The sequence below is a fragment of the Asticcacaulis aquaticus genome (genome assembly GCF_028550415.1).
Lineage (GTDB): Bacteria > Pseudomonadota > Alphaproteobacteria > Caulobacterales > Caulobacteraceae > Asticcacaulis > Asticcacaulis aquaticus.
The window spans coordinates 149,112-161,932 of sequence record NZ_JAQQKX010000011.1 but is presented as its reverse complement, the minus strand read 5'-3'; the positions used below and the strand labels follow the sequence as shown (position 1 = coordinate 161,932).

Sequence of the window (12,821 nt, the reverse complement as noted above, 5' to 3'; positions counted from 1 at the left end):
CTTCCACCGGTTACAGCTTAACCCGCTCAGGCGGCCGGGCGGCGACCGGGAGATGGTTGAAATACTCGCTTTGGTTCTCCAGCATGACGAGGCCGTCGTTCTGCAGGCTGTCGAACTGGTGCTGGAAGCCGGCGTGCCGACCAAGACGCACGTCCTCAACCTGCTGCACCGACTGATCGACGGAACCCCGCCGCCGGACACGATCGATGCACCGCAGGCCCTGCGTCTGGCGCAGGAGCCGCGGGCAAACGTTGAACGCTACGACGCCCTGCGCAGGGAGACCCGCCATGCGTCATGATCCCGCCAGCGCGGCTATCATTATCATGCTCAAGTCCCTCAAAATGTACGGTATGGCTCAGGCCGCCGGTGAACTGATGGAGCAGGGTTCACCAGCGTTCGAAACCGCCATGCCGATGCTGGCCCAGTTGCTGAAGGCGGAAACAGCGGAACGCGAAGTCCGCTCGATCTCCTACCAGATCAAGTCGGCACGCTTCCCGGCCTACAAGGACCTGTCAGGCTTCGCCTTCTCGTCCAGCGAGGTCAATGAGGCGCTGGTACGCCAGCTTCATCTCTGCGAGTTCATTGGCGGCGCGCACAACGTCGTCCTGATCGGCGGACCCGGCACCGGCAAAACCCATGTCGCGACGGCCATCGGCGTGCAGGCTGTCGAGCACCATCGCAAGAAGGTGCGCTTCTTCTCGACTATCGAGCTAGTCAATCTGCTCGAACAGGAGAAGGTGCAGGGTAAGGTCGGGCAGATGGCCGACCGTCTGCTCAAGCTCGACCTGATCATCCTCGACGAGCTGGGCTATCTGCCGTTCAGCTCTTCCGGCGGCGCCTTGCTGTTCCATCTGCTCAGCAAGCTCTACGAGCGGACCTCCGTAATCATCACAACAAACCTCAGCTTCAGCGAATGGGCAGGTGTCTTCGGTGATGCCAAGATGACGACAGCCTTGCTCGATCGGCTAACTCACCACTGCCATATCCTTGAAACTGGCAATGACAGCTTCCGCTTCAAAGCCAGCTCGGCGACCGCAAAATCAAAGAAGGAAAAACTCGTGACTTGACCACGACCTGACCCTCACCATTATACCCTTTAGGCGGGTCACTTCTCAGCGGAAATCAACAACCTATTATCATTGCACAAATTACAAAAGGCGATGGGGCTGTCGTAGATAAGGCAACTTATCTATGGTGGCGATGTGGGTTTAAAGCGCTGTAAATTAAGTCGAAAAGTGCAGTTGCGGCTTCTGGAATTTTTTGTTCTGTAGGTTACCGCGCGTTCGGCTGCGGATGTGCTGGATTTGCAGGCCAACACAGTGGCCTTGTTTTACCGCAAGGTTCGCGAACTGATCGTCGAGCAGGCGGCGGCCAACGAAGAATTGCTCGGCGGTGAAGTCGAGATTGACGAGAGCTATTTCGGCGGTGTGCGCAAGGGCAAGCGGGGGCGTGGTGCGCTTGGCAAGGTGCCCGTATTCGGCTTGCTGAAACGGGGCGGAAAGGTCTTCGTCGTCCCTATCTCAGACGCCAAGGCCACAACCCTGATGCCCATTATTCGCAAGAAAATTCAACCAGATAGCATCGTTTACACCGACACATTCGGTAGCTACAGCGCGCTCGATGTATCCGAGTTTCATCACAGCCGTATCAATCACTCCAAGCTGTTTGCCAACGGACAGAACCACATCAACGGCATCGAGAATTTCTGGAACCAGGCCAAGCGGGTGCTTAGAAAATACAACGGAATCCCAAAGCAAAACTTCTTCTTGTTCATCAAGGAGTGCGAGTTTAGATTCAATCACGGGTCGCCCAAAGAGCGGCTCAAAACACTGCGACTTTGGGCCAAACTCTGATACTTATCTACGACAGCCCCAAGAAGTATGTCCGTGAGGAAAAGCTGGCGGCGCAATTTGCCGGCCTTCTGGAAAGCTTGAGATTTGATCAGGAAATTCATGATCTGGTTGTCGACGCTCTCAAGTCCAGCTTCGACGTCGAGCGTCGTGAGCATGCTGACGCTGTCCGCCGAGTGCGGGGAGAAATCGACCGCCTGAAGCAGCGTCTCGATGCCGTCTATATTGATAAATTAGACGGCCGGATCGACGAAGCTTATTACCATCGCGTTTCCGCTCAATGGCGAGACGAGATGGCTCGATGTCAAAACGACATGGAGCGATACCAAGATGCCAGCGACATTTATATGGATGAGGGCGTCGCTCTGCTCAATTTGGCCCAAAATGCGCATCACCTTTTTGAGAAGGAACGCGGAAATAGCCGAAAAAAACTCCTAAATTTCGTACTATCGAACTGTAAATAGCAAGATGGTCGATTGACCGCAGATTTCCGAGAACCCTTTAACTTACTTGCGGAAAATCTACAGCCGTTCGAACCTGCACATGGGAGCAAACTGTATCATAATGCAGGAAAAGAAAATTGGCTGGGGAACTAGGACTCGAACCTAGAATGACGGTACCAAAAACCGGAGTGTTACCATTACACCATTCCCCAGCAAATCGGCTAAAGCCTTAGCGGCTTTGCTGGTCTCGCTTGTGTCCGCGAGAGAGGCGCTTCACTAACCCAAGCTTTTGTGACATGCAATCCCTCCGCTGAAATTTTCCCCAGGTTCTCGCGTTTTCCGTTTATGTCCCCCTCTTCTACCTCACAGCCTTTATTGATCCTTTTGCCCGGAACCGATGGCACAGCGGCCTTTTTCGAAGGCCTGAAAGCCGCATTGTCGCCCAAATAGGAGGTGTGCGCCCTCGCCTATCCGCAGACGGGTGATCAGGCCTATGCACATCTGGGGCAGCTCTTACTGCCGGAAATGCCGCTCGATCGCGACTATATACTGGTCGGCGAGTCGTTCGGTGGGCCGCTGGCCATCTGGCTGGCCCTTCATGCACCACGCAAGCCTCTCAAACTGATTCTGGGCGCGACCTTTGCCGCCTCGCCCTATGGCCGGCTGGGGCAGATCGTTTCACCGCTGATCCCGCTGGGGCGGTTTCTGCCGCTATGGACGTGGCAGATACGCCTGATGCTGTTCAATGGCGGCCACGCGGAGACGGCGCAAATGATCCACGACACCGTCAGTCCCATCGACCGCCGCACGCTTCTGGCGCGGGTGCAAAGTGTCCTGACCTGCGATATGCGGTCGCAACTGGCGGCGTTGCAAATGCCGATCCTCAGCCTCAATGCCGGTAAGGACCGGCTGATCCCGCCCGTCCTGCCGCGCCATTTCGGCAAGAATATCCGTCAGATACGCCTTGGCCTGCCGCATATGATCTTTCAGTGCGACCCGGCCGGTATCTGCGAAAACCATATCCTGCCGTTCCTGCGCCAGGCGTGAGGGGCTTTAATATGCCGGGCGTTTGTGATAGCGCCTCGCGGATGTCCGATAAGCCTTACGTCATCGCCGCCTTCTACCATTTCTTCGACTTTCCGCAGTTCGAAGCAATGCAGCAGCCCCTGCTCGACCGCCTGAAACATCTCGGCATCAAGGGCTCCCTGCTGATTACGCGCGAAGGCGTCAACTCGACCATGGCCGGGACGCGCGAAGCCATCGACAGCTTCCTGACCTATCTGCAAAGCGACCTGATCGGCGAGCCGATCGTGTGGAAGGAATCGTTTGCCGACACCCAACCGTTCGGCAAGACGCGCGTGCGCCTCAAGAAAGAGACCATTTCGCTGGGTGAGCCGGTCAGCCTGACGCGACGCGGCGAGTATGTGGAGCCGAAGGACTGGAACGCTCTGATCAGCCGCGACGACGTGGTGATCCTCGACACCCGCAACGATTATGAGGTCAATCTGGGCACCTTCCGCGGCGCCATCGACCCGCAAATCCCGACCTTCAAGTTTCTGCCCCAGTGGACGCGCGATAATGCCGAGCAGCTTAAAGGCAAGAAAATCGCCACCTTCTGCACCGGCGGCATCCGTTGCGAGAAATATACGGCCTGGATGCAGGACAACGGCTTCGACGAGGTTTACCACCTCAAGGGTGGCATCCTGCAATATTTCGAGGACGTCCCCGCCGAAGAGAGCCTGTGGGACGGCGAATGCTTCGTGTTCGACGAGCGCATCGCCGTGGATCATAATCTGACGCCGTCGAAGACCGCCCTTCTGTGCCTCTATTGCGACCACGCCCTGACCGCCGAAGACCAGCAGAGCCCGCTCTACCTGCGCGGCGTTTCCTGCCCGCACTGCCACGGCGATCCCCGGTATCAGCACGACCGCCCGTCCACCGCCCGCCCGGCGGCGGGTCGCACGAAATTCTGATTTTACCCCATCGGGTTTATTACAGCCCTTTCATTTGACCTGTGGCCGCAACCGTCTATGCTAGGCGGTAGTGCGCGTGCGTCTGTGCGGGGGGCGTAGTGCAATTTTCGGCGCAATTTTTACCGCATCCGGGGATGACGATCATCTTATGAAACAGTTTCTCATTACGGTGGGCGCCGTCCTGACCGCCTTCATCCTGTTTTTCATCGGCGTGCCTTTCCTGCTGATCACCATGGTCGCGGCCTCTTCGAAGCCGACGACGCCATCGGCGGTGACCCTGCTGATCGATCTGCGCGAAGGCCTGACCGATCAGTCTAAGCCCGACCCGTTCGCCTTCCTCACCGGGCGTCCGCTGTCGACCATGGACATCGTCACCTCGCTCTACCACGCCGCCGACGACAACAAGGTCAAGTCGATCCTCATCCGTCTGCCCGAAGGCGGCATCGCTCCGGCGGCGGCCGAGGAAATCCGCACCGCCGTGCGGTATGTGCGCAGTAAGAACAAGACCGTTATCGCCCACTCGCAAGGGCTCTATCCCGACACCATGGTCGTCGCCTCCTACATGATCGGCTCGTCGGCGACCGAGTTCTGGATGCAGCCGCATTCGGCCTTTCAGGTGACCGGCATCTCGACCGAGAACATGTTCTTCAAGCGCGCCTTCGACAAGTACGGCATCACGCCGCAGTTCGAGCAGCGCTATGAATTCAAGAACGCGGTGAACCCCTATCTGCAAAGCGACTATACCCCCGCGCACCGCGAAGCGACCCTCTCGTGGATGGGCTCGATCTACGACTCGCTGCTGTCGGCGGTGGTTGTGGACCGCAAGGACCTGAAAATGGACCTGCCGAAGCTCAAGGCGGTCCTCGAAGCCGGGCCTTACGGTGCCGAACAGGCGAAGGAAATGGGCCTGATCACCAAGCTGGGTCAGGTCCACGAAGCCGAAGAGGCCGCCAAGGCCAAGGGCGGTGCCGATACCGAGCTGATGGACGTGCAATCCTACGCCGCCACGGTGACCTCGTCCGGTGCGCAGACCATCGCCGTCATCAATGGTGAAGGCGCGATCATGACCGGCAAAGGCGGTGGCGGCTTCGGCGGCGGTGAGCCGGAAATGCTGTCGGACGATATTGCTCAGGCCTTCTACGACGCCGTCGACAATGACAAGGTCAAAGCCATCGTCTTCCGTGTCTCTTCGCCGGGCGGTTCGGACACGGCGTCCGAGCAAATCGCTCAGGCGATCAAGTTCGCACAGGATTCCGGCAAGCCGGTCGTCGTGTCGATGGGCAACTATGCGGCGTCGGGCGGCTACTGGATCTCCGCCGGGGCCAATGCCATCGTCGCCAACCCCTCGACCCTTACGGGCTCGATCGGCGTCTATGGCGGCAAGCTGGCCATCGGCGACGCGGCGGCGCGCTTCGGCGTCGATTTCCGCCAGATCGGCGTCGGCGGCGAATACGCTCAGGCCTATTCGTCGGGCAAGCCGTTCAGCGACAGCCAGCGCGCCTCGATCTCCACCTGGATCGACGGTATATATAACGCCTTTGTCGAACGCGTCGCCAAGGGCCGCAAGCTGCCGGTCGATCGCGTGAAGGAAATCGCCAAGGGTCGCGTCTGGACCGGGGCTCAGGCCAAGGAACGCGGTCTGGTCGACGATCTGGGCGGCTTCTATGCGGCGGTCGAAAAGGCCAAGGCTCTGGCCAAGATCGACAAGGATGCCAAGGTCAAGCTGGTCAGCTACCCCAACACCAAGTCGCCGTTCGCCATGTTCGGCAAGGGTGTGGAGGCCAGCGTCAAGGGCGTCGAAGCCCTGTCTTTCCTCGGCTGGGCCTCGACCGATCCGCGGGCCGAAGCGATCATGAAGGAAGCGAAACAGGCCCGCCTGCGCGAACAGGGCGCCAGCGTCCTGGCCCCTGAGCCCTACGCTCCCTCCGCGCGGTAAACCACCGTTCGCAGCTTTAATAAAAACGCCGTCCGGATCATCCGGGCGGCGTTTTTGTTTGCAAAGCGCCCGACATGGCGACCCGTGGCGGCACGATCGTTCAGGATGATTACGTCGAAGCCGCGATTTGAAAGTCTCAGGGGCGCAGTACGCGCCCTCAATACATAGAGGTCAAGCTGGCGTCGTCTCGATTGCGTTTAACAATGACCCGGTCGTAACGAGCGCCATCCGGCTCCAGAGGATGAACGAACGCGTCAATGCGCTTCGCTCCTTAGCCACCGCACAACACCCTTCCCCGGCCCTCGCCCAAAAGAAAACGGCGGCAGGTTGCCCTGCCGCCGTTTCTGTACGCTTTACGCTACTCTGAGGAATTAGAACTCGTACTTCAGACCGATACGGACGTAACGCGGGTTCTGATAGCTCGACGGCGAACCGTAGTTCGGGTTGCGGCTGGTCAGCGAGATATCGCCCGTTTCGACGTACTGTTCCGCGCCCTGGAAATTGAAGACGTTGAACACATCCGCCGTCACCTTCACCGTGCCGATCGGGATCGGCTGGGTCCAGGTCAGGTTGACGTCGAGCTTCTTGATCCAGTCGCCCGAGAAGGACTCACCGCGCGGCGTCAGCTTGCCACCGCAGTACCAGGCCGTGATTGTCGTCGCCACAGCACGACCGTCGTTCAGCGGATAGGCACCGATACAGCCGTAATGACGCGGCGACAGGATGTTGGCGTTGAAGCCACCGCGCAGGTTTTCGCTGAACTCGTACGAACCGTACAGTTTCAGGTTATAGCCATGGTGGTTCGGCAGCAGGCCGTAGGAACCGTCGGTCCAGCCAGGTTCGTCGAAGTCCTGCGTCAGGCCGGTGTCGTCCTGACCGTTGTCCGACTTGACGCCGCCTTCGATGTTACCGACCGTACGCGACAGGGTCAGCGAGCCACCCAGATACCAGGTGCCATCCCACGGGCGTTCCGCCGAGAAGGTCAGGGCCTGATAGTTACGCTTGGCTTCCGGGAAACCGAGGGCGTCGGCGGAGATCGTCACGACCTTGCCAGCGGCCGCACCGAAGGAGTCACCCAGTGCGACGACCAGATCCTTGCCCGGGTTGAGCAGAACATAGCCCGAGCTACCGAACGAACCGCTGTTGGCCTGAGCCTGGGTGATGACGCCCTTCGACACCAGATAGGCGGCGGCATTGGTCATGTCGACGTCGGCGTCTTCCATAACCGCCGAGAGCTTGCGGTAGGTGAAATCGACGCCAACTTTCCAACCGCTGTCGAGGCGCTTTTCGTACCCGACGATGAATTCGTCCTGATACTGCGGCTCAAGGTTCTGCGACACCAGGGTACCGGCATCCGGAACAGTACCGTCCGAAAGCACTTCGTGAAGATAGAGCGTACCCAGCGTCGGCACCAGGGTGGTCGCGTTGCGACCGGTGTAGCTGTACCAATCCTGAGTGAAATTTTCACCGCCGGCCATACGGATGTTCGTGTTGGCAGCGACGGGCAGGTAGTAACGGCCATAGAAGGCGGTCAGCTTGCTCGACTTGTCGCCCGTCGGATCATAGGAGATGCCGATACGCGGTGCGACCTTGTTCTCCATCTTCAGGAACGACTTACCGGCCGCATTCATGTTGTCGAAATTATCCGAACGCAGGCCCAGATTCAGAGCCAGACGATCGGTGATTTCCCAGCTATCCTGAATGTAGAAAGCCTGGTTTTCGACATCGAAGGCACCGCCGCTGAACAGCTTACGAACGCGCACGCAGTTGGTGATCGTCGTACCACCGCAGCTCGTCGCGCCGGTGTAATAACGATAATAGACGCCGCCCGAATAGGACGAGATCGCATCGGCGTGCAACTCTTCCTTATCGACGCCGACCTTCAGGTGGTGCTTACCGGCAAGGTTGAAGTAGAAGTCTGCATCGACGCGGTAGTTTTTACGATCGTCAGTGCCGGTTTCGATCAGCAGATCGGTGTTGCCGCGAACGACCTGACCATTTTCATAGACGTTGGCTTCGCTGTCGACATCCGAGGACGAAGTCTGATTGTAGGTCGAACGACCGTACATGGCCGACAGGGTGAACCAATCAGTGAACTTACCGGTATATTTGACGATTTCGGTCTTGCCGCCCGACATACGCGTCACGGCCGGCGCTTTACCCGTAGACGTATCCAGGGTCGGCTTTACCGACGACTGATCGTCGTTGAAATAGGTGTATTCCAGGCGATGCTGCGGGTTCAGGACGAAATCCAGCTTGCCACCCCAGAACGGGTCTTCGCGGCTTTCGGTCGTCTTGTAGAGCAGCTTACCCGACGTCGTGTCGTAGGTGTTGACTTCGCTTTGCAGGTCGCGCGGATTGTAGAAACCGAAGAAGTAGATGTGGTCCTTGATAATCGGACCCGACAGCCACAGGTTGGCTTCCGAGCTGGTCGGATATTCCTTACGGGTCTTCTGGCTATAAATCTTGTCGTAGGTAAAGTCGCCCTTCGTAGCCAGGCTATCGGGCTGATAGTAATAGGCGACGCCGCCCTTGAAGGTGTTCGAGCCCGAACGCGTCGTGGCGATGAAAGCGCCACCGGTCGAACGACCGTATTCGGCCGAATAGCCACCGGTCTTGACTTCGATCTGGTCGTAGAAATCGTAAGGAACGGTCGTGCCGCCGAGGAAGTTACGGAAGTTCGTAACGTTCATCCCGTTGACATAGTAGATGTTTTCGGCAGGCGACGCACCGGCGATCGACGGCGGGCCGAAGACGTCGTTGATGGTGATGCCCGGCACGAGATCGGCCAGGGCTTCGATCGAACGCCCCATCGGCAAGCGCTCGGACAGGGTCTGAACATCGAGAACGGAACCGCGGGTCGTGCGGTCGAAGTCGAGGTTACGACGCGCCTTGCCGCGGACGACAACGGTCTGAATGGACGAACCGCCAGCGGTGAAGTCATAGCTCGACACAGCGCCCAGCGTCACCAGCACGGTTTCCGATGCCTTGGCGCCCGACTTCGTCGTGATATCTACGGTGTAGCGACCCAGCGGGATCTGCGAAATCTGGAACTTACCTTCCGCGTCCGTCGTGGCGGTGCCGGTATAGCCGGTCGATTCACCGGTGATGGTAACGGTCGCGCCGGCGGCGGGCGTGCCCTCTTCCGACTTCACGGTACCGCCGAGCGTACCCGAGGTTAAGTCCTGCGCCAGAGCCGTGGTCGGCACAGCCGTCGCCACAGCGGTCACAAGTGCGGGGACGGCCAGCGACAGCAGCGCGCCGCACAGCGTCGTCGAGACCATGAGGCCTGATCGCATCGTTTTCTTGATCACTCTAAGTTCTCCGGAATTTGGCCGATACCCTGAGGGTCCGACCTTCGTTGCCCAGCATTACAAGCTGTTAACGTCGAGTAGGACACCTGCGTCATATTTCCGTCAATCGAGCGTCACAGATTTTTAAATATCGATTGCAACCTGTTTCAATAAAGTCACATACGCAACATGCCGCAAGGGAAAGAGGATGAAAATCATAAAAATGCCATTATGGAATTCTGAGGTCGGAAAAATTTATGAAAAATAATCCATTTATTACAATATTTTATTTTGTTTTCTTTGAATAAATTCGCAAATTTCAGACAGGGAAAGACCAGCACATAAGGCCGGCACATTACCTGCTGAACGCCTTTTCTTTCCGATGGCAAACGCATCAAAAACGCTAAAAACTTGGCGATTCGACGGCCCACAAGGGAAAAGCGACCCCCTCCGCACCCCTGAGGCGTGAAAAACCACATATAGTTTATATTGAAACTTATGCACAGGCCTCACGGCTCTTTATATTGCGGCGCAACATAAATTTAGCAAAACAAGACGCCAGATACCTGCGTTCCGATAACCGATCGGCCTTTATGAGGAAAAATATTTGTTTTAACGGGATGTTACAGTTGCGGCCTGCGCGGGCCGCACCGCAACACGCACCGCATAGGAAGCCGTAGGTTCCGGCGTACAGCTGGCCAGGATCACCTGTGCCAGAAAAAGACACAGCCAGCCGGTAGCCACGTAAAGGGCGCGTTTTGAGACAAAATATCCGGCGGAAGCGAGCATGAAAGGAACCCTTGACGTCTTAACCAGACGTTAAGCAATTCCCGCGCCGTCCGGACGGATCACGCGCCCTTGATGCGCTTCAACAGGGTCAGGACCCGTCGGCAGTTGCCGCCCAGGTCGGCCAGTTCTTCACGGCTGACCGAACGGATATCGGTCTTGTCCGGCTCGATCCGCACCACGACGTCGGATTTGAGCCCCCAATAGGGGTCTTCGTAGGTCGCCTCCACCCGCCATTCCGACCGCCCGAAGACAACATACCCCTCGTCCTTGAGGATGTCGGCGACCTGATCGGCATTTTTCGGCTTGCCTAGAATGGGGATCGCATCTGGGCAGGTCTGGGCATTGATGGCCGCTACACTCTGACCGCGCCACTCATAGGACACAGTGTTGGCGGTGAAGGGATCGTCCTCTATGGGGTTGGCCTGCGCACCCCGGGCCGCCACCAGCTTGCTGGAGAAGGTGACCGGGCGCTCCCAGTTGGTCGAAACGTCATGGATCGGCGGATAGGCCTTCAATCGGGTTTCATACGCGTAGTATCCGGCCAGCAGCCCGCCGGACACGATTACCGACATGAGCGCCCACGGCCCGTAGGTTCGGGGCGCCATAAACAGCGATATCAGCAAGGACAGGGTACAGATGATCATCGCCGTGGTGGCGATCTTGGGCACGTAATCGAGTGCAATCTGATTGAAACCCAGATCGTAGCTGAGATAGCCGACGCTGGTCGACAGCATGGCCGCCAGCAGTGTCAACGGCGCAATAAGACTGACGATCAGCGCCAGATGCGCGAAGGCGAAACCTTTTTTGCGCTTTTTGGGCGCTACGGGCGTCTCGTGATGCGTAATCTCTTCAGACAATTGTCCGAACCCCTTGAAGTAGTTGCGAAATACAATCTCGCTTTTGAACCGCGATACACGCCGCGGACTATTATGACACTCAGGCTCGGCTATTCGCAGGCCGCCGTCACTGCCATACCTTCCAAAAAGGGAATTTAAAGGCACAAGGTGTCAAAAATTCAACCCTGGCTCAAAGCGCATATAATAAATATAGCGTCACGGATTCGGTGTCCGCGTCCATAAGGCTTCGTCCAGAACCGGATCGGTCTGCGCCCCGGCAATATCTGGCGTGGCGTCGGAGACGTCGTTCGTGCGTTGAAGCACACGCCGCAGTCGCTCCTCCGCCGGCACGTCCATCCACAGGGCGCTGAACGTCACGTCGGCGTTTTCGGCCAAGGCCTTCGCTTCGCGCGCCCGGTCCTGATTGCGGAAGGTCGCATCGAGGATCACCGACTGCCCGCTCTGGATCGCCGTGCGCGCCAGATCGAACATATGGTTATAGACGCGCTCGTTTTCCGCCGGGGTATAGGCCTCTTTCGGCAGGGTCTCGAATTCCGGGAAAGCCCACAAGCGCTTGCGCATCTCGTCCGAGCGCAGAATCAGGGCTCCCGGTGCGCGGCCGGTCGCCGGCGCGATACGGCGCGAATGGCTGCTCTTGCCCGACCCCGACAGGCCGCCGACCGCGATCAACTCCGCGGGTTTGATCTCAAGGAAACGATGCGCCGCCGCCAGATAAACCTTCGCCTTTTCCATGGCGTAGTTCGGCGTGCCGCCGTAATTGGCATTGACGTGGCAGCGCACGCCCGCGCGCACCGACATATACAGCGGCAGCAGTTTCAGGCCCGCATAGACGCTGTGGATGTCGTCTTCGAGGCGCGAGGCGCGTTCGACATATATATTGAGCACCGTATTGGCGGCGTCTTCGTGGCCCCTCACCCACAGGTCCATCAGCAGGAAACCGAGGTCGTAGAGCACGTCGATCTGGCTGAGGCGCTCATTGAATTCGATGCAGTCGAACAGGACCGGCTTGCCGTTTTCGATCAGGATATTCCCAAGATGCAGGTCGCCGTGGCAGTGGCGAACATAGCCCTCAGTAAATCGGCGCTTCACGTCGTCTTCGAGTTCCGCATAGGCCGCCTGAATCGCCACGTCATAGGCGTCGACCGCCTCGGCCCCCAGTTCGTCGCGGAAGACGTCGATGTTCTTCTTGTTGGAGTCGATGACGTACTTGATATTGAATTCGTGCTCGGCATCGCGGCAGATTTCGGACCCGGCGTGGAACTTCGCCACCGTGCTCCCCAGATCGTGCATCAGGCCGAGGTCCGGCGCCCAATCGTCCTGCGCCTGGCTCTGTTCGGCCAACACACCCGCCGTATCGAAGCGACGCATGACCAGCACGCTTTCGCCCTGAATCTCCTCGACGCCCAGATAGATATCCGACGCCATGCGCTGATTGTAGCGCAGTTCGCGCAGCAGGGCCTTGCGGCGTTTCTCGACCGAAGTGAAGTCGAGAAAACCGTAATCGACGCTCTTCTTGACCTTATAGGCGCGCTTGCCTTTCAGGATCACCACCGCACAGGACGTCGTGATGATATCGTCCGCCCCTTCCGACAGATGGGCGATAAGCGAATCGGGCAAGGTCAGGTCTTGATCTTGAGTGTCGGACATGTGCGTCTTTGTTCAGATTGAGGGTTTTACCGA

At 58.2% G+C, this 12,821-nt stretch carries 8 protein-coding genes, 1 tRNA gene and 2 pseudogenes; 7 read left to right on the top strand and 4 right to left on the bottom strand.

The window, feature by feature from the left end:
- From PQU92_RS13870 to PQU92_RS13855, 4 genes and pseudogenes are all read left to right on the top strand, one after another.
- Nucleotides 1–298 (top strand): annotated as a pseudogene (locus PQU92_RS13870) (IS21 family transposase); the annotation flags it as partial.
- The gene (gene istB / locus PQU92_RS13865; protein ID WP_272748841.1) at nt 288–1,067 is read left to right on the top strand and encodes an IS21-like element helper ATPase IstB; all 780 of its coding nucleotides are present in this window, start codon (nt 288–290) and stop codon (nt 1,065–1,067) included. The pseudogene PQU92_RS13870 and the gene istB, both read left to right, overlap by 11 nt.
- A 135-nt stretch (nt 1,068–1,202) precedes the next feature.
- A pseudogene (locus tag PQU92_RS13860) lies at nt 1,203–1,853 on the top strand (IS1595 family transposase).
- The gene (locus PQU92_RS13855; protein ID WP_272748840.1) at nt 1,838–2,314 is read left to right on the top strand and encodes a hypothetical protein; all 477 of its coding nucleotides are present in this window, start codon (nt 1,838–1,840) and stop codon (nt 2,312–2,314) included. Before PQU92_RS13860 ends, PQU92_RS13855 begins: the two are co-directional and overlap by 16 nt.
- Before the next feature lie 117 nt (nt 2,315–2,431).
- Here the strand turns inward: PQU92_RS13855 and PQU92_RS13850 are convergent.
- Nucleotides 2,432–2,505, bottom strand: a tRNA-Gln gene (locus tag PQU92_RS13850).
- A 241-nt stretch (nt 2,506–2,746) separates the two neighbouring features.
- Here PQU92_RS13850 and PQU92_RS13845 point away from each other — a divergent pair.
- The 3 genes from PQU92_RS13845 (at nt 2,747) to sppA (ending at nt 6,202) form a co-directional block, all read left to right on the top strand.
- A complete protein-coding gene (locus PQU92_RS13845) occupies nt 2,747–3,340 on the top strand; it encodes an alpha/beta fold hydrolase (RefSeq protein WP_272748839.1) in 594 nt (197 codons plus the stop codon).
- Nucleotides 3,341–3,381: 41 nt separating this feature from the next.
- Entirely contained in the window at nt 3,382–4,266 is an 885-nt protein-coding gene (gene trhO / locus PQU92_RS13840) for an oxygen-dependent tRNA uridine(34) hydroxylase TrhO (protein WP_272748838.1), read from the top strand.
- Nucleotides 4,267–4,414: 148 nt separating this feature from the next.
- Nucleotides 4,415–6,202, top strand: coding sequence for a signal peptide peptidase SppA (gene sppA / locus PQU92_RS13835; protein ID WP_272748837.1), 1,788 nt, complete (start codon nt 4,415–4,417; stop codon nt 6,200–6,202).
- 371 nt (nt 6,203–6,573) lie between these two features.
- Here the strand turns inward: sppA and PQU92_RS13830 are convergent, their stop codons facing one another.
- From PQU92_RS13830 to PQU92_RS13815, 3 genes are all read right to left on the bottom strand, one after another.
- Complete coding sequence (locus tag PQU92_RS13830; RefSeq protein ID WP_272748836.1) at nt 6,574–9,516, bottom strand: TonB-dependent receptor; 2,943 nt, start codon at nt 9,514–9,516, stop codon at nt 6,574–6,576.
- 827 nt (nt 9,517–10,343) lie between these two features.
- A complete protein-coding gene (locus PQU92_RS13820) occupies nt 10,344–11,141 on the bottom strand; it encodes a DUF1499 domain-containing protein (protein WP_272748834.1) in 798 nt (265 codons plus the stop codon).
- Nucleotides 11,142–11,336: 195 nt separating this feature from the next.
- Complete coding sequence (locus PQU92_RS13815; protein WP_272748833.1) at nt 11,337–12,788, bottom strand: bifunctional aminoglycoside phosphotransferase/ATP-binding protein; 1,452 nt, start codon at nt 12,786–12,788, stop codon at nt 11,337–11,339.
- Nucleotides 12,789–12,821 lie beyond the last annotated feature (33 nt).